Source organism: Microcoleus sp. Pol12B3 (assembly GCF_036701355.1).
GTDB lineage: Bacteria > Cyanobacteriota > Cyanobacteriia > Cyanobacteriales > Microcoleaceae > Microcoleus.
Genome location: NZ_JAUBQS010000001.1, coordinates 173825 through 190656 on the forward strand (window position 1 = coordinate 173825; position 16832 = coordinate 190656).

A 16832-nucleotide genomic window follows, 5' to 3' on the forward strand; every position below is an offset into this window, starting at 1 on the left:
CGCTTAAAAGCGATAGCAGCACTCACTGACAGCGATCGATATGTTTTAGATGAAAATCTCAACAGTTGGCTTTCCCTGCGGGAGAAACTACCGTAAAAGTGCGGGTACTCATCACGCAACAACTTCTCACCGTATCAGCCATAATAGTAACAAGTGAGTTTGGTAAAAGCGAGGAAATAACTATGGTCACTGCTACTGCTGTACAAGATAATTTTACTTTAGAAGAGTTCATCACCGAGCCGCCCGACAACATGGAATTGGTAGATGGCAAACTTGTGGAGAAAAATGGCATGACACTAAAGACGGGTAAAATTCAGTTAAGCCTGGGGGATGCTTGGAAAAATTACAAAGATTCTAGCGGACAAGGTGGAGAAGCTTATGTCGAGGTTCCTTGCCGCACCAACCAACAAATTCGCCGTCCCGATGTCGCTTATCTCACACCCGAATTAGTTGCACAGTTTGGCAATCTTGCCACTTTACCCCAAAGTTTCCCTTTAATTGCCGAAATAGTTTCACCCACCGATATCGCTGAAGATGTCTTTCTCAAAGCACAGGAATATTTAGAATCTAGCTGTCAGGAAGTCTGGTTAGTTTTTCCCGAAAGTCGTTTAATATTCGTGATGAATCAAAATCAAATATTGACATTTAGATCCGGCGATACCGCCCGCACCCAACAAATCCTCATAGGTTTTAGCATCGAGGTCGATCGATTGCTAGCTTAAACTAAATTCTACAACCTTTCATGTAGCAGCACGCGACACAAAACTCTCCTCTACCCGTTGCACCAGTGCTGAAATCAAATTGCTACAATATGTTTAAGACTCCCCCAGTCCGCCTTCGCGGACTTCGTTTGTAGAGCATCGAAATTCTCTTCGGTGGTATTGAATTAATATCCCACCCTTATCGGAGCAAACCGCCATGTCAGACGACTTTTCCTTAGACGAGCTTTTAAATAGAAGTTACTACGCCTTCAAAGACGCAGAAAACCAAGTGGGACAGTGCAATGTTTTAGTCATCGGCAAAACCGGTGTCGGCAAAAGTACCCTAATAAATTCCGTTTTTCGCCAACGCTTAGCAGAAACCGGAGTCGGCCGCCCCATAACTCAAGGCATTCGCCAATATACAAAACCGAATTGCCCAATTACAGTCTACGATACTCCCGGACTCGAACTCAACGCCGAACAAATTAAAGTTATTCAATTAAACGTTGCTAAACTGATTGAAGACCAAAGACTCCTGCACCCAAAAGAACACATTCACGTCATTTGGTACTGCATCAATCACAGCGCCAATAGAATAGAATCTGTGGAGGAAAGCTGGCTAAAAGAAATGGAAGTCAAAGATGTACCAGTTCTTTTAGTGCTGACTCAGACGACATCTAAAAAGCCGGGCGAGTTTTTCAAGCAACTGGAACACATGAATTTGCCAGTCAGTCAAATCATCCCGGTCATGGCTGAACCGGAAGAAATAGATGAGGATTATACAGTAAAATCTCACGGCTTAGATAAGTTGGTAGATGCAACTTTTCAACTGCTGCCGGAAGTAGCTAAAAAAGCTTTTGTTAAAGAACAAATTGCAAATATTGCGCTCAAATCCGATATGGCATTTAAGTATCTAAGTGCTTATGTTGCAGGTTCTGCAATTGTCGGGGCGACTCCTGTACCGTTTGCTGATGCGCCGATTTTGATGACGATGCAAACGGCAATGATTGCTAATATTACTGTAATTTTTGGAATGCCCTTTGATAAGGGGTTTATTTCGGCGATGCTGTCTGCTATTAGCGGCACAGGCGGTGTGACTGCTGTTGGCAGAAGTATTGTTACTAATTTGATTAAAATGATTCCTGGTGCGGGTACTGTTGTCGGCGGTGCAATCTCCGGGGCAACGGCAGCAACTCTCACGCTTGCCCTCGGTTTGGCTTACATTGAAGTGCTTAAAGCTTACATGAAAGCTCAAGTTAATGGCGAACAACTTTCTTTGCAACAGTTAACCAAGATGTTTGTGGAAATGTACAAGGAGTATGCTAGTTCTGGGCGTAAAACTTTGAAGGATGAGCCACCGAATCAACCTAAGCCTCCCAATCAAATTAATATTGAGTAAATTGGGCATGGGGCATGGGGCATAGGGCATAGGGCATAGGTTATTTGTTAGTTCCAATTCCCAATTCCCAATTCCCCATTCCCAATTCCCCATTACCAATTGATTGCTACAATATCAGTGAATTATGCAAAAAGGAGTAAATAGCTATGGTAATGGCAGCAGTTTTATCAGAAAATGTTTCTCTAGAAGACTTTATGGCTAATCCCCCCGACGATATGGAATGGGTGGACGGGCAAATCGCGGAGAAAAATGGCATGACAGTAAAACACAGTCGAATCCAATCTAGACTAGATCGTTCTTGGGGAAATTACAAAGATTCTAGCGGACAAGGCGGCGAAGTTTATACAGAAGTTCCTTGTCGTACAGACAGGCGAGTGCGCCGTCCTGATGTAGCTTATCTGACTGCTGAACTTGTTGCTCAATATGGCGATGTTCCTACTTTGCCTCAAAGCCCGCCGTTAATTGCAGAAATAGTTTCTCCTACTGATATTGCGGAAGAGATTTTTCTTAAAGCACAAGAGTATTTAGATTCGGGTTGTCTGGAAGTTTGGATAGTTTTTCCAGAAAGTCGCTGGATAATGATAATGACTCAAACTCAAAAGTTAACTTTTAACCTGGGTTCTACAGTCAGCACTCAGCTAGTGCTGCCGGGTTTTAGTGTTGCGGTTGATGAGTTGTTGGCTTGAAGGCAAAAAATTAATTAGGTATAAGTGCTTTGTGGCACATTTCGGCCGTGAGGCTTGTAATAATTTGTGAAAAAGTCATTGACAAAATGCCACTCGCTCGCCCAGCCATTTAATAAAAAAAATTATCAATAAAAAATGCAGTTGTAAAATTGCACAAAAGCACAAACAGCGGTAAAATACTGATTGCTTTGTTTCCAAATCTAGCGTAAATTCCAATTGGGGAATTAAAACCAATAATTGAAATATGTCTAAGACTTACACTGTTGAATTGATCCACCAAGGCTCTACCTATACCGTAGAAGTACCCGAAGATAAACAAATTCTCCGCGCCGCCAACGCCGCCGGCATTGAGTTGCCGAGTTCTTGCAATGCGGGGGTTTGTACTACTTGCGCTGGTAAAATTATTGAAGGGAAGGTCGATCAAGCTGATGGTATGGGCGTTAGTCCGGATCTTCAGGCAGAAGGTTATGTGTTGCTGTGTGTTGCTTATCCCCGATCGAACTTGAAGATAGAAACAGAAAAAGAAGACATTGTGTACGATCGCCAATTCGGTAAATCCTAGGACTAAGCTAAAATAGACCTAAGTACCGTTAGCGGTAAAACCACTATGGATCGCCCTATGACCACCCATTTCATTTCCGCAGAAGTTGACCTCCACGAGACCGCCGAACAACTGCACTCGGCTATTGAAATTGAACTGCAAAAGTACGGCGAACCCCTGCGGTGGGCAGTCACAGATGTGGATGTCGATCGGCAAAAGGCTGTGGTAGAAGGCTACGTGCTCGTGGAAGCATCCCCCGCAACATCGTGAACCCCCGCCCTTTGACCGTGGTTTTGATAGTCCCCACAGGCGTTGGAGCCTCGATTGGTGGGTTTGCAGGAGATGCGCTGCCCGTGGCTAGGGCGATCGCCCAAATTTCAGACACCCTGATTACTCACCCCAACGTCCTCAACGGCGCTCAACTTTATTGGCCGATACCTAACGCTCTCTACGTTGAAGGTTACGCCCTTGACAAATTTGCTGCCGGATGCTGGGGACTGCAACCGGTACATCAAAATCGCATCGGCTTAATCCTCGATGCTGGCATTGAATCAGACTTGCAGTTGCGGCACTTGCAAGCGGCTGATGCAGCGAGAGCTACATTGGGCTTGAATATAACTGATTGTGTTTTAACCGATCGCCCTTTGCAAGTAGAATTGCGTATTTCTGAATCAGGGGCATCCTGGGGAACCATCGGCAATCCCGACAGTTTATTGCGCGCTGCAGAAAAATTGCTCGAACAAGCAAGAGTAGAGGCGATCGCAGTTGTGGCCAGATTTCCCGATGATGAAGGCAGCATCGCCCTAGAAAACTACCGCCGCGGCAAAGGAGTTGACCCCCTCGCCGGCGCGGAAGCTGTCATCAGCCACCTCATCGTCAGGACGTTTAAAATCCCCTGCGCCCACGCCCCCGCGCTTTCGCCACTTCCCCTCGATCCGCACCTGTCTCCGCGATCGGCTGCTGAGGAAATCGGCTATACTTTCCTACCTTGCGTCCTTGCCGGCCTCAGCAAAGCTCCCCAATTGGTAGCGCCAGAAAGCCAGCAGCACAATCAATTATCAATTACCGCCGATCGAGTGGATGCGGTGGTGATACCCGCCACAGCCTGCGGGGGCAGTGCTATTGTGAGTTTGAGCGGGCGATCGTCGGTACAAATCATCGCTGTGGGGGACAACAAAACCCAGATGCAGGCGACTCCAGAAAAACTCGGAATCAAAGCTTTGCAGGTAAACTCATATTTAGAGGCGATCGGAGTTTTGGTCGCTTTGCGAGCCGGCATCAGTCCAGCTTCCTTGGGTGCAGACATCTCCTCCCTGCGTTGTTTGTCTGACTCAACAAGACAAATCTAAAATCTCAAACCTCAAATCTAAAAGTGATTAAGTGGCAGAAAAACTTCCCAGAAATCCTGAAATTGAACCCTTGACGCGCACCCAAGTTTTAGTAGCAATGGGCGTGACAGCAATTATGTTGCTGGCGGTAGCTAAATTGTGGTTGCTATTTGGATCGGTATCGCTTTTGCCAGTCAAATTGATAGGAATGGACTTGCTAAAAGGATGTGCCATCGGGCTGGCAATTACAGGCGGCAGTGCGATCGTTTATCACCTCTGGCCTGGTTATCGCCGCAGTGCAGACGTTTACTTGGAAGTAGTGCTCAAACCTTTGTTTTGGCCTGATTTAATTTGGCTGGGACTGCTGCCGGGACTTAGCGAAGAATTGCTATTTCGAGGCGTGATGCTGTCTGCTTTGGGATTGAATGTTACCAGTTTAGTTTTATCGAGTTTTTGTTTTGGCATTCTGCACTTGGGAGGCATCGATCAGTGGCCTTATGCTGTTTGGGCAACGGCTGTCGGATTGCTCTTGGGTTACAGCGTTTTAGCTACTGGGAATTTGTTAGTGCCAATTACGGCTCATATCTGTACGAATTTGATTTCTAGCTGTGTTTGGAAGTGGGAACACAATCTGGTGAAGCGGTAGATCGATCGCAATTCCAAAGCGATTGAAATCGCGGCTGCGCAAAATACAGCAATAAATGCCAACGCGCAAGGGGGTTTTTAGATTAAACGAGCCGCGAAGACGCTAAGGGCGCGAAGAGGAAGAGTTCACAGAGGTGAAAAGGTTTTAACCGCAGATTTTTATTTTTGTTAAGGCAGTTTGTAGCTGCTCGATCGCACGATCAACTCACCTTGACTGGGATCGTGGCTGAAGATAAAAGCTCCTTCTTGAGTTTCGCCGCTTGACAAAAAATCAATTTGCTGGTCGCCAGATTCCAAGACTTCGCCGTTGACGCGCAGTTCGGCAATAATTTGCACTGATTCGGCCGTTTCGCCGCCCGTGTTTGTCACTGTAAACGGTACGTAAAATTGCCCTTGATTTTTGCGAATAGGCGTGTTGCGAGTGACAGAAATAATCGGAGGTTCCTGCTTTTTAGTCACCCAGTTGTAGAGTACGAGCCCGGTGATGGTAAAAAGGATCGAGCAGGCGATCGCAAATGTCACCCATTCAGCAGGAGTTCTTTTTTTTTGCTGTTCGTTATTACTTTCACTCATACTGCCAACCTCCCCGCCGCGCCGCCAATAGTCGCCGGCAATCCCAATACTAACGTATAGTTCAACCAAATCGACCACGGGTCGTCAAAACTGAGTTTGTGGAAGAAAAACATCATAAATGCAGAAGCCACCAGCGACACTAAATAGGCCATGACAGTTTCGCTGAGGGGACGCTGAAAAATCCCTTGCTGCTGCTGCCGTTTTGCTTGGTAAGTAAAGCCTGCTACAAATACAATACCGTAGGAAATTAGCAGCGAGGCGGCGATAATTGCTAATTGCCAAGGCGGCGAAATACCTGCCGCTAGCATGGGAATTTCGTCTGTTGGGGCGATGTTGAAAGCAATGATCATCGCCCCAATTAAAGTAGCGCCAATATCTGCTAAAGTTGGGTTAATATTAGGTTCGCTGTCGCTGTCTGAACTTTGATAGCGATCGCCGCTCAAGAAACCGCTTGCTAAGGCCACTCCCAACGCAAACGGCAAGCCTTCAAAGATGATTTTCCCCAGAGTTTCTTGCAGTGGAGTCTCCGGCGTAATTTCCCGGAGCAAAAACAGGATCAAAGCCGCGCAGACAATGCCGATCGCGATCGCTTCTACGGTATCGATGGCAGCTTCTAGCCAGCGAATGTCTTTAGTTTTGCGAAAACCTTCAGTGCGAGTCAGCAAGAAAACCACGATAAAAGTAGTTGCGATCGCGATCGACATTTCCGCTGGTTTAGTATGCGAACCGATCCACCAAACTTCCATCGTATAAAGCAGGGGAATTCCGAATAAAAAGCCGCCCGATGCACCTCTAATGATGTCGTTTAGTTCATTTGACCACTGATTTTTACGTCTTTTTGATTTCTTCATTTTTTAGTGAAAACGCACCTCAAAAATTTGGCAAGTAAATATTTTTTTAAACCAGCTCAAATAGAATACCATATTTGTTGTATTCTTTCTCTAACTTGCGTCCAGTCGCTAGCGGTTAAAATTCCCAAGTGACGATTGACCAAACGCTTTTCTATTGTGTTCACCTTATGCAGCCGAACCACTGACGAACGCAACAAACCTGCCTGCTCCCATTCTACAATCTCAACATCAAAAACAGTCCTAGTTGTTTGACTTGTCACTCGTGCAACAACAATATCTTCATCTCCTGTATCCAAAAGTACCAGCACAGGACGGAGTTTTGATGTTGTTACATCGGCAAAAGGTAGTGCCAGTAAGAGAACTTCTCCTGATTGATAATGGGGCATATTTCAAATATTGTCGTAGATAGAATCTTCCTCGCTGTAGCCAGCTAATAATTGCTCAGCAGCAAGGATCTGCCAAGCAGCGTTTTCCTCTTCTGTGTCAGTTGGTTCTTCCACCAGAACAATAACTCTGACTTGTTGGTTAGCTGCCAAGTATTTTAAGAGGGTATCGGGAAATTCTATTTTCCCTTCATCTGTGACTTTTGCGGGAAACTCGTAAGCTTTCATGATTCTTATATTTAGTTTTTTACAAAGTTACGCAGTTTGCGATCTAGCTTATATTTGCTTAACTTGGTTTGGCAACCTTTCAACTTCATCAATACTGTACTGGCTGAGTTTGCAAAGCTAGCAAGCCATCAGCATTTATACTAAAAAATTTCGATTGCAGGTGGTTCGTTTTCCATTATCTCTTTGCCAAATATCTCGATGTAGCAGCGAATAGCTGACTTGACATCAGCTAATGCTTTCTCATAGGTGTCACCTTCACCAACTACGACACCTTTGATTCCAAGGGGATAGGCTACATAACCATCAGGATGTTTTTCAATGATGATTCTAAATAGTTTCATCTTCACCTCTTTATTTTTAAGCTAACGTAATTTACCACACCCGGGCGATCGCATAAGCATCAAAAATAGCATCAACGCTCAAAATCGGTATCTGTTCCGCCATAGATTGTGCAATTATCAGCCTGTCAAATGGGTCACGGTGATGCAAAGGCAGTGAAGCCACAACCTCAATGTGGTCGAAAGTTATTTCCAGTATCTCAATTCTATTAACTGCGAGCTGCTGCTTGATAAACTCCATAAAAGGCATACTAAAATTTAGCCTGCCTATATTATGTTTGATCGCCATTTCCCAGACGCTAGCTGTACTGAGGAGAATATCGTTCTCTCCGTTGTCAATTAGCGATCGCCCTGTTGCGGTGAGTCTCGAACTGTCTGTCGTATACCAAATAAAGGCATGAGTGTCCAACAACAACCTCATTCCATGTACTCCTTAAATTCTTCTAGCGGTTCGTCAAAATCATCGGACATCCAAACCATTCCTTTGGCACTTCCTGCTTGCCGATTGGGTTTAGCTTGTTTGGGAATTACTACCAATTTTACAACAGGCTGGTTATCTTGAGTAATCGCCACTTCTTCGCCTCTCATCGCCGCAGCGATTAATTCCAGAAGCTTTTCTTTTGCCTCAACAATGTCTACTTGATACATAATTCGTGCCTCCTTACTATCAATTTATAACATCACCATTCTAACTCAATTAAACAAATCCTCTTCCTCCAAATCAACAGACTGCAACTGAGCGGGTGTAGCAGGAATCGCCGCAATAATTGCATCGATTACTTTCGCCACCGGAATAATCTCCATCCCCAACTCCGGCACCGGTTGATTCTTAGGAATAATCGCCCTTTTGAAACCCAATTTTGCCGCTTCCCTCAGCCGCAATTCTAATTGGGAAACTGGCCGCACCTGTCCGCCCAAACCCACTTCTCCGAGCAAAACAGTGCGCGCATCAACCACCCGATCGCGAAAACTGGCCACAACGGCGATCGCAACTGCCAAATCCGCCGCCGGTTCGTCCACCTTCAACCCGCCCACCGTCGCCAAAATCACATCTAATTTAGATAAAGGAATCCCCACCCTTTTCTCCAAAACAGCTAAAATTTGCTGCAATCTAGCATTGTCCACACCAGTAGTAGTGCGGCGCGGCGAACCAAAACTCGCAGGGCTGACTAATGCCTGAATTTCTACTAAAATCGGTCGAGTTCCTTCGCAAGTAACCGTCGTCGAAGTACCGGGAGAAAATTCATCTCTATTCCCTAAAAACAACTCTGACGGGTTATCTACTTCTCGCAAACCGTTTGCTACCATTTCAAAAACACCGATTTCGTGAGTAGCGCCAAAACGGTTTTTCATCGATCGCAAAAGTCGATGAGAAGCAAAGCGATCGCCCTCAAAATACAGTACAGTATCTACCAAGTGTTCCAAAACCCTCGGCCCCGCCAAAGCTCCATCTTTCGTAACGTGACCGACAATAAATAAAGTAATATTTTCCCTTTTCGCAACCTGCATCAAAGCAGACGTACATTCCCGCACCTGAGCCACCGAACCCGGAGCCGATGTTAAACTAGCAAAATAAATAGTTTGGATGCTGTCAATCACCGCCACATTCGGTTTCAACGCTTCCAACTCCCGCAAAACAACCTCTAAATCCGTCTCTGGAAGCAAATAGAAATTCTCCGCTGAATGATCCTCCGAATCCTTTTTAGCTTCCCCGTTACTGCCAGATTTATGCCCGCCGTTGCTTGACAATTCAACCGGATTAGCCACGCCCAAACGCTGCGATCGCAACTTCACCTGCTGGCCGGACTCCTCCGCACTGACATACAGTATCCGATCCTTGCGGGCCAACATATTCGCCACCTGCAACAGCAGCGTCGATTTCCCGATTCCCGGTTCCCCCCCAATCAACACCAGCGAGCCCGGAACAATCCCGCCTCCCAAAACTCGATCGAGCTCCCCGTAACCAGAAGGCCAGCGAGACTGAGTTTGGTCGGAAATCTGCGATAATCTGAAAGATACCCTGGGTTGACCCTTCGACTTATCACGGGGCGAACCGCCCACTGTCTTAGTTGTCACCCCTGTTAAACCAGCCCGCGACACACCAACAGTAGGTTGTTCTAACTGCTCGTCAAAAGAATCCCACTTCTGACAGCTAGGACACCTGCCAAAATATTGTGGTGAATCATACCCGCATTCCCGACAAATATATTGTATTCGAGGCTTAGGCATTGTTTACTATGATAAATAGTCACCCTAACATTTAGAAAAGTCTGAGTTAAAGCAATTATCAAGCTTTCAGACCGATCGCCACACATGATTCAATTTGTGTCTTCTATGATAGGGTACAAAAAAATAACATTATCTGAAATGTAACTTAAGGAGTGCTCGGTAACTTGGAAAACCATAAAGAAAAAATTCTGGTAGTCGATGACGAAGCCAGTATCCGCCGCATTCTGGAGACTCGCCTTTCCATGATTGGCTACGATGTCGTCACCGCTGCTGACGGCGAAGAAGCTCTCGAAACATTTCGCAACACCGAACCCGATTTAGTGGTTTTGGACGTGATGATGCCGAAGCTAGACGGTTACGGCGTCTGTCAGGAGTTGCGTAAAGAGTCCGACGTACCCATCATCATGCTAACTGCTTTGGGAGACGTAGCCGATCGCATCACCGGTTTAGAATTGGGCGCCGACGATTACGTCGTCAAACCTTTCTCTCCCAAAGAACTCGAAGCCCGCATCCGTTCGGTACTGCGGAGGGTTGACAAAAACGGAGCATCGGGAATTCCCAGTTCCGGAGTCATCCACGTCACCAATATTAGGATTGACACCAACAAGCGCCAAGTTTACAAAGGCGACGAACGAATTCGGCTTACGGGCATGGAATTCAGCCTGTTAGAACTGCTTGTCAGCCGTTCTGGAGAGCCTTTTTCGCGATCGGAAATTTTGCAGGAGGTGTGGGGATACACGCCAGAACGCCACGTAGACACCCGCGTAGTGGATGTTCACATCTCGCGACTTAGGGCAAAGTTGGAAGACGACCCCAGCAATCCCGAATTAATTCTCACCGCCCGCGGCACCGGCTATCTCTTCCAGCGAATTGTCGAAATTGGAGAAGTAGGATAAAGTCAGTTGGCAGTTGGCAGTTGGCATTAGTTAAATTACCAACTACCAATTACCAATGACTAATGACTAATGATTGCTGAGTAATGACTAAATCTGATCCCAATAGAGTTTTGCGACAATTGCCCTTAGTTGCAGGAGGATTAGCAGGTACGCTGCTAATGGTCAACCGCTTGCTGACAGAGCAAATCACAGATTCTCAAGCTCGATCGGACGCTTTGGGAGTAATTGTCAGCGCTTTGCTGATTTTAACAGGTCTGCTGTGGCAGCAGGTGCAAGCGCGATCGCCCGATTCCGTAAAACTTATCGGCGAAGAAGGTTTTGAATTTGCGCCGGATTTGCCGGAGGCTGTGAAAATAGAATTAGCCTGGTCGTCGCGTTTGCTGTTGACAAATACCGCCACAAGGTCGATCGTAATTGTCTATCAGGGAAAAGTCCTATTGCGGCGCGGTATTTTAGGCATCAATCCTGAAGTCAAACCGGGGCCGATATTGCAGCGAGTGCTCGACAAAAATAAACCAGTTTATTTAGTAAATCTCAATATTTATCCTGGTAGAATAGAATTTGACTATTTGCCAGAAAATACTCAAGGAGTTATCTGTCAGCCGATCGGCACCCAAGGCGTTTTAATTGTAGGTGCTAACGCACCCCGCAGCTATACAAAACAAGATGAAAACTGGGTTGAAGGCATTGCCGACAAACTAGAAAATACCATCAATCGATTTTAGATTGTAGATGTTAGATTGTGGATTCTAGGTCTGAGATTCTAGATTGTGGGTTTTAAATTGTGGATTTGAGATTGTGGATTGCACAAGGCCAGCCCTCTCAAGGTGCGATCTTCTTAGTTGGTGTAGCCCCCGTAGATACTGTCTAGACAAGTCAAGGGGTAGCAGTCAAATAATTGGGGTCGAAAGGCTTTTGGGACTTTAAAATACCAAAAGCCAAATGCACCAACTTCCGCATCAAAGCACCAATCACCTGCATTTTGACCTTGCCGCGACCCAATAATCGGTCACTCATCGTCTTGAGTAACGGATTGTGACGCATCGCCACTACCGCAGGCAGATACAAAGCCTTCCGTAGTCGGACGTTTCCAGTACAAGACAAACGAGTCTTGCCTTTAACCGAAGTGCCAGAACTGCGTTCACAGGGTGTTAAACCCGCATAAGTCGCTAATTGACGGGCATTGTTGTAATCTGAAACATCACGAATTTCAGCTAACAATACGGAGGCTGTCTGTTGACCAATTCCGGGAATTGAGGTCAAGAGATCGCGCTGTTGCTTTAAATGTGGATGTTGGTCAAAATGGTCGCTAATCAGTTTTTTGATCGGTGGTTGTTGCTGTTTGAGATACTCCCAATGTTCCTGGGTAAGGACAGCAACTGTGGGCGTAGCTGTTTCTAAACGGTTTTGTTCGCTCGTCATCATTTCTGTGACTGATTCGAACCGCCGCAGCAAAGCTTGTAATTCCTTAACTTCAGGTGCGGTTGGTGTCTACTGAGACGGCTTCATAGCTGCACAAAAACGAGCAATTAATGCGGAATCTACGGAGTCTGTTTTAGTTCTCAGAAGTTCGCTTTTGGCAAACCCTTTAATTCGGACCCGATTGACTATGCTCACCTGAAATTCTTCTCCATACAAGAATTCAGCTAAGGCTTCTCCATAAATGCTAGTAGCTTCCATGCCAACATGGAGTTCGACTACATTTTGTTGTTTCAGCCAGTTATGTAAACTTTCAAACCCTTGAATGTTGTTGGTAAACTTTTTTGGTTTAGTCGCACGACTTTCTCTCAGTAATCAGACATGAAAGTCTCTTTTACTGATGTCTATGCCTAAGACTGTTGATGTCATTGTTTGCTCCCGAGTACTCCGATTTATAAAAGAACCGACAGGCAATAGAAGACTAACCTTGTCAATGCAGGCTTTCCCGATAATACCGAGAGCCTAAGATACCGCCTGTGCTTTTTATATGCGCCTGTCATCAGTCATGGGAGCTTATCTACGCAACAGACTTGTGAGTGTCTAAGGGGCGGGCCAACTTCACCAATTTCTGATGTCCGATCACAACACTTTTTACTGTCATGTGTACCTTAAGGAAGAAACTTTAATGGTTTCTTTATCTTTACTCGTGTTACGATTCAATTACAACCGTGTCTGCGATTCGATTACAACCGTGTCTGCGGTTCTATAGCCTGCGATCTACGGTTTGAGCGCCTGACTCTTTTAAGATACAAGGGGCGGGCTGCGCTAACGAGGCAGTTGCGTCATCCCAGGGGTAGGGGATCGGCAATAAACCTAGTTTATTGATAATCTGTTGTTCAAAGAATGGGGAGTTTTCATTTTTAACTCCGTAATTGAATTTAGCCAACTGTGGCATCCTCATTTTTTGCAATGGATTAGGGCTACATTATTCGGGCATTTATTTATCGGTAGCGGCTTTGCTTGCGAGGATTTATCGCCTATATTTTGGGAGGTATTCTGGACTGGGTTTTGGTGGTTTGCCTGAAGCATAAAATCCTGAAAATACACCAAAAATCATAACAGCTTCGCAGTAAGGACTTTAGTCTTTTCTTTTGATAACAGGTTTGTAGTAAGGACTTTAGTCCTTTCTTTTGATAACCTCACATATCATCTTTATCTAGGATCTATCGGCCTAGCGACTACTATCCCGATCGCACTTTCGACTCTCCTAATATATCTCTGCAAGTCGTAAGCAACTGTCACCTCCCCAGCAGGCGAAGCGTGAATTAGACCGAGGTTCCCGTCAGCATTTCGATAAACTAAACCTGTGTGCGTGACATCCAATCCTTTAACATCCGTGGCTACTGCTACAATATCCCCTGGTTTTAACTGAGAATAAACACTTTTTATCCGATTTGTCGGGATGTAATTAACAGTAGTTTTGGCTAATTCTGCTTCTTGGCTGACTATGCACTGATAAGTTGCTTCATCTTTGACCATTTGCGCGTAACTGCTGCGGTGCTGGCTCATGAAATTTAGTGTTTTATTCATGGGTACTCCACCTAATTCAGCGGTGATATTTTCCACAGTTTGCCGTTTTTGATTGTCGTTAATCCAGTCGGAAAAATAGTGCAGTCTGCTGCAATAACCGTTCATTTTACCGTTTAAATACCGCTGTTCTTCTATGCGATTGACCAAATTTTGATAGTCGTAATCTTGTACTGCTATGCCCCTGGCGATCGCCAAAACGGTTTCTACAAACAAAACGCAATCAAATTTATTCAAAGTTACGATCAACTTTTCTTCGCCGGATTCGTCCAGCAAACCAGCGGCGTAGGGTTTTCCTAGGAAATTATCGGCGATCGCCTGGACGATTTCTCCCATCGAGCGATCGTGCAAATTTTGTTGTTTTGCATACTGTACCACCTTTTCAAAAGGTGCTATGTCTTCAGGCTGTGCAACGGTTTCTCTCTCCGTATTATTTGATTCAGGTCGTCTCGCCAGCACCTTCAGCAATTCGGAATAGGAAATTTCCGCTAAATTGTTGAAGTCCCACAACATACTCGGAAAACTGGAAACAGTTTGCTTGTTTGTTATTTCCAGATTTTTGCTTTTTCCCGTCAAGGAAAACGCTAAATCCGCGCCCTGTCCTGCTGTTTGTCGCTCGACAACATATCCCGTAGCAGATTGAGACTGAAATGCCCAAACATCAGGTATCAAAGAATTATTCACGCCGACGATCGCAAATCCCAAAACAGCCAGACTCAAAAAAATTCTCATGTTTTTCAAAGGATTTTGCTTCAACTCAGTGCTATCCTGAAAATTTTACAATTACTAGAAGTCTCAATCAGCCTAGTAGACCGATAAAATTGGCAACAGCGGACTAGATCGATACACTTGTCATTTAGATGCCGCCCTATTATAAACTGATCGTGCGAGTTTGATAGCACAAAACTGTAATGCAAGTAGAACGCCGACGCCGCCCCATCGGGCCCCAACGCCCAATCGAGTCCCGACGCCAAAGCAGCGAGCGTCCAGTCCAGTCCCGACGCCAAAGCACCGAGCGCCCAGTCCCATCTCGTCGCCCAATCCAGACCCGACGCCCCATAGACCTCTTGCAAAAGTCGCTCTCAATTCTTGAAATTATCTGGGTTCATCTGCGTTCATCTCCCTTGTATCTGCGGTTGACCGATCGAACTCAGATTCATGCAACAGGTCTAATCCAATCCCGACGCCAAAGCAGCCAGCGCCCAGTCGGACGCCGACGCCAAAGCAGCGAAGGTCCAGTCCAATCCCGTCGCCGAGTGAGGACGAAATTTTCTCGGTTAAAATACCGTAACATCCTGTGCTTAATTGCCGGGGCGATCGTGATCGGTTGGATTGTCACAATACCGTTCAGAATTCGCCGTCCCCCAGAACCGCCAGTCATCTTAGCTCAACAGCCCATCTCGCCTCAAGAAACACTCTCGCCTCCGACAATTGAACCATCGGAAAATTTAGCCGATCGTCAAAGCGAGCCTACCTTTAGCTACAACATCAAAACGCCTCCCAATCCCGTTTACTCTCAAGAATTGCAAGGGATTGTTGATGAATCTGTGAAGATTGCAACCAGTAAAGGACTGCCGGCAGAACGGCTATCAATTACCTTATTTGATGTCAGCAATCCTAAAACTCATACTTTCGCCGGATATCAAAATCAAACTCTCCGATTTCCCGCTAGCGTTGCCAAGTTATTTTGGATGGCAGCCTTTTACTCAGCCATAGAAAAAGGCATTATTACGCAACGAGAATCTACCTTTAAAAACGACCTAGATCAAATGATTCGCGTCTCCAACAACGATGCTGCCAGCAGGATTTTAGACAAAATCACAGATACAAAATCCGGCGGACGGCTCGCAGGAGAAGAATTGCAAACCTGGCTGAAAAAGCGCACTCAAATTAACACATTTTTCCAGTCTGCAGGCTACAATGATATTCGTATAAGCACCAAAAATTATCCCATATACTATTTGAGGCAAGAAGGTCCTATCGGTCGCGACTTGCAATTGCGGGGCGATGCTTCCCAGCCGATTCGCAATCAAGTAACTACCGACCAAGCCGCCCGATTAATATATGAAATCTATACTAGGCAAGCGGTTTCTAGCGTCGCGAGCCGCAAAATGGCTTACTTGCTAACGAGAGACTTAGACCCCAAGGCGTGGAAAAATGACCCTAGCAATTCGATACAAGGATTTCTCGGCGAATCTTTACCAACTAATATTTATTTTGGTTCCAAGGTAGGCTATACTTCCAAATCCCGCAGCGAAGCGGCATTTGTTAGAACTTTAGACGATCGCGCGATTTATATCTTAGTTGTTTTTGCAGACGATCCGGCTTATGCCAAGGACGAAACAGCATTTCCGGCAATTTCCCGATACGTTTTCGATCGACTAAATGCTCGTGGCCCCAGCACTGTGCAGTGATATGGAGTAGGGCGGGTTGACTGTTGACTGTTGACTGTTAGTCGAAAAGTTGACTGTTGACCGTTAGTCGAAAAACTGAAGGATGGTTGATATCAAATCCGGTAGCATGGGAATTATTCATCTCTGTGTTCTCTTTCTCTGTTTTTTCGGCGTCAAGAGCGGTTTAATCATTCCAATGCAACCCGATTTGATATGAGTGTTGAATGTTGACTCGATTTTACAATTCCGGTACACTCAGAAGCGATCTTACGCAAAAACAACGGTTTCTACCAAAAAAGGGTACTGACGACCAAAAAAACCAATTTCTTGACCACAAATCTAGGCTTTTAGGTAAAACCCGCCGCAAGAAAGCCGGTTTCTTATATCCTGTGAGCAACTCCTAATTACGTTTGTAGTTATGGAGTATTTTTTATATCGTCTGTCAAGAACTAACTCTAAACTATGAGTTAAATAATTGATTGACATCAAACAATTTAACTGGGGCGAAAGGATTCGAACCTCTGAATGGCGGGACCAAAACCCGCTGCCTTACCACTTGGCGACGCCCCAACGTCTTAACCTTCACTATCTTAACATTCAAACACAGCAATCTGTCAAGCATTTTGACAATAAAA

General features: G+C 45.5%; 22 protein-coding genes and 1 tRNA gene. 11 read left to right on the forward strand and 12 right to left on the reverse strand.

All coding sequences use genetic code 11. The features are described from left to right. The first annotated feature begins 182 nt into the window (after positions 1–182). From QUA53_RS00785 to QUA53_RS00815, 7 genes are all read left to right on the forward strand, one after another. Positions 183–722, forward strand: coding sequence for a Uma2 family endonuclease (locus QUA53_RS00785; RefSeq protein WP_333094361.1), 540 nt, complete (start codon positions 183–185; stop codon positions 720–722). A 196-nt stretch (positions 723–918) separates the two neighbouring features. Next, positions 919–2100: a GTPase gene (locus tag QUA53_RS00790; RefSeq protein ID WP_333094362.1), complete on the forward strand. Its 1182-nt coding sequence runs from the start codon at positions 919–921 to the stop codon at positions 2098–2100. A 146-nt stretch (positions 2101–2246) separates the two neighbouring features. After that, positions 2247–2786: a Uma2 family endonuclease gene (locus QUA53_RS00795; protein ID WP_333094364.1), complete on the forward strand. Its 540-nt coding sequence runs from the start codon at positions 2247–2249 to the stop codon at positions 2784–2786. Positions 2787–3030: 244 nt separating this feature from the next. After that, positions 3031–3348, forward strand: a complete 318-nt coding sequence (locus QUA53_RS00800) for a 2Fe-2S iron-sulfur cluster-binding protein (protein WP_333037336.1) — start codon at positions 3031–3033, stop codon at positions 3346–3348. 57 nt (positions 3349–3405) lie between these two features. Then, positions 3406–3597, forward strand: coding sequence for a hypothetical protein (locus tag QUA53_RS00805; RefSeq protein ID WP_190738159.1), 192 nt, complete (start codon positions 3406–3408; stop codon positions 3595–3597). Further along, positions 3594–4676, forward strand: coding sequence for a DUF3326 domain-containing protein (locus QUA53_RS00810; protein WP_333094366.1), 1083 nt, complete (start codon positions 3594–3596; stop codon positions 4674–4676). Before QUA53_RS00805 ends, QUA53_RS00810 begins: the two co-directional genes overlap by 4 nt. 31 nt (positions 4677–4707) lie before the next feature. Then, entirely contained in the window at positions 4708–5301 is a 594-nt protein-coding gene (locus tag QUA53_RS00815; protein ID WP_333094367.1) for a CPBP family intramembrane glutamic endopeptidase, read from the forward strand. Between the two features lie 167 nt (positions 5302–5468). Here the strand turns inward: QUA53_RS00815 and QUA53_RS00820 are convergent, their stop codons facing one another. From QUA53_RS00820 to radA, 8 genes are all read right to left on the reverse strand, one after another. Beyond that, positions 5469–5873, reverse strand: a complete 405-nt coding sequence (locus QUA53_RS00820) for a TIGR02588 family protein (RefSeq protein ID WP_333094368.1) — start codon at positions 5871–5873, stop codon at positions 5469–5471. Beyond that, positions 5870–6724, reverse strand: coding sequence for a TIGR02587 family membrane protein (locus tag QUA53_RS00825; RefSeq protein WP_333094369.1), 855 nt, complete (start codon positions 6722–6724; stop codon positions 5870–5872). The genes QUA53_RS00820 and QUA53_RS00825 overlap by 4 nt, the downstream gene beginning before the upstream one ends. A 56-nt stretch (positions 6725–6780) precedes the next feature. Next, a complete protein-coding gene (locus QUA53_RS00830; RefSeq protein ID WP_333094370.1) occupies positions 6781–7110 on the reverse strand; it encodes a type II toxin-antitoxin system PemK/MazF family toxin in 330 nt (109 codons plus the stop codon). Between the two features lie 3 nt (positions 7111–7113). Further along, complete coding sequence (locus QUA53_RS00835; RefSeq protein WP_333094371.1) at positions 7114–7335, reverse strand: hypothetical protein; 222 nt, start codon at positions 7333–7335, stop codon at positions 7114–7116. 140 nt (positions 7336–7475) lie between these two features. Further along, positions 7476–7676, reverse strand: a complete 201-nt coding sequence (locus QUA53_RS00840; protein ID WP_333094372.1) for a hypothetical protein — start codon at positions 7674–7676, stop codon at positions 7476–7478. Positions 7677–7707: 31 nt separating this feature from the next. Continuing rightward, positions 7708–8094: a type II toxin-antitoxin system VapC family toxin gene (locus tag QUA53_RS00845; protein ID WP_333094373.1), complete on the reverse strand. Its 387-nt coding sequence runs from the start codon at positions 8092–8094 to the stop codon at positions 7708–7710. Then, a complete protein-coding gene (locus tag QUA53_RS00850) occupies positions 8091–8321 on the reverse strand; it encodes a type II toxin-antitoxin system prevent-host-death family antitoxin (protein WP_333094374.1) in 231 nt (76 codons plus the stop codon). The genes QUA53_RS00845 and QUA53_RS00850 overlap by 4 nt, the downstream gene beginning before the upstream one ends. Positions 8322–8366: 45 nt before the next feature. Then, on the reverse strand, positions 8367–9902 hold the full coding sequence (gene radA, locus QUA53_RS00855; RefSeq protein ID WP_333094375.1) for a DNA repair protein RadA: 1536 nt from the start codon (positions 9900–9902) through the stop codon (positions 8367–8369). A gap of 164 nt (positions 9903–10066) precedes the next feature. Between radA and rpaB the strand changes: the two genes are divergently transcribed. Next, positions 10067–10798, forward strand: a complete 732-nt coding sequence (rpaB, locus tag QUA53_RS00860; RefSeq protein WP_071587789.1) for a response regulator transcription factor RpaB — start codon at positions 10067–10069, stop codon at positions 10796–10798. An 83-nt stretch (positions 10799–10881) separates the two neighbouring features. Further along, positions 10882–11523, forward strand: coding sequence for a cofactor assembly of complex C subunit B (locus tag QUA53_RS00865; RefSeq protein WP_333094377.1), 642 nt, complete (start codon positions 10882–10884; stop codon positions 11521–11523). A 151-nt stretch (positions 11524–11674) separates the two neighbouring features. Here the strand turns inward: QUA53_RS00865 and QUA53_RS00870 are convergent, their stop codons facing one another. Together QUA53_RS00870 and QUA53_RS00875 are read right to left on the reverse strand one after the other, a co-directional pair. Continuing rightward, complete coding sequence (locus QUA53_RS00870; RefSeq protein WP_333248611.1) at positions 11675–12223, reverse strand: transposase; 549 nt, start codon at positions 12221–12223, stop codon at positions 11675–11677. 66 nt (positions 12224–12289) lie between these two features. Beyond that, positions 12290–12589 carry an IS110 family transposase gene (locus QUA53_RS00875; protein WP_333094415.1) on the reverse strand — a complete coding sequence of 100 codons (300 nt, stop codon included), beginning with the start codon at positions 12587–12589 and terminating at the stop codon, positions 12290–12292. Between the two features lie 520 nt (positions 12590–13109). On the opposite strand from QUA53_RS00875, the gene QUA53_RS29105 reads away from it, so the two are divergent. Further along, positions 13110–13301 carry a DUF2809 domain-containing protein gene (locus QUA53_RS29105; RefSeq protein ID WP_445304906.1) on the forward strand — a complete coding sequence of 64 codons (192 nt, stop codon included), beginning with the start codon at positions 13110–13112 and terminating at the stop codon, positions 13299–13301. 128 nt (positions 13302–13429) lie between these two features. Here QUA53_RS29105 and QUA53_RS00880 read toward each other — a convergent pair whose 3' ends face one another. Continuing rightward, positions 13430–14536 (reverse strand): N-acetylmuramoyl-L-alanine amidase-like domain-containing protein, encoded by a 1107-nt coding sequence (locus QUA53_RS00880; protein WP_333094379.1) that lies wholly within the window; start codon positions 14534–14536, stop codon positions 13430–13432. A 179-nt stretch (positions 14537–14715) separates the two neighbouring features. Here QUA53_RS00880 and QUA53_RS00885 point away from each other — a divergent pair, with 179 nt between their 5' ends. Beyond that, positions 14716–16218: a serine hydrolase gene (locus QUA53_RS00885; protein ID WP_333094380.1), complete on the forward strand. Its 1503-nt coding sequence runs from the start codon at positions 14716–14718 to the stop codon at positions 16216–16218. A 477-nt stretch (positions 16219–16695) separates the two neighbouring features. Here the strand turns inward: QUA53_RS00885 and QUA53_RS00890 are convergent. Then, positions 16696–16767: transfer RNA gene (locus QUA53_RS00890), tRNA-Gln, on the reverse strand. Positions 16768–16832 lie beyond the last annotated feature (65 nt).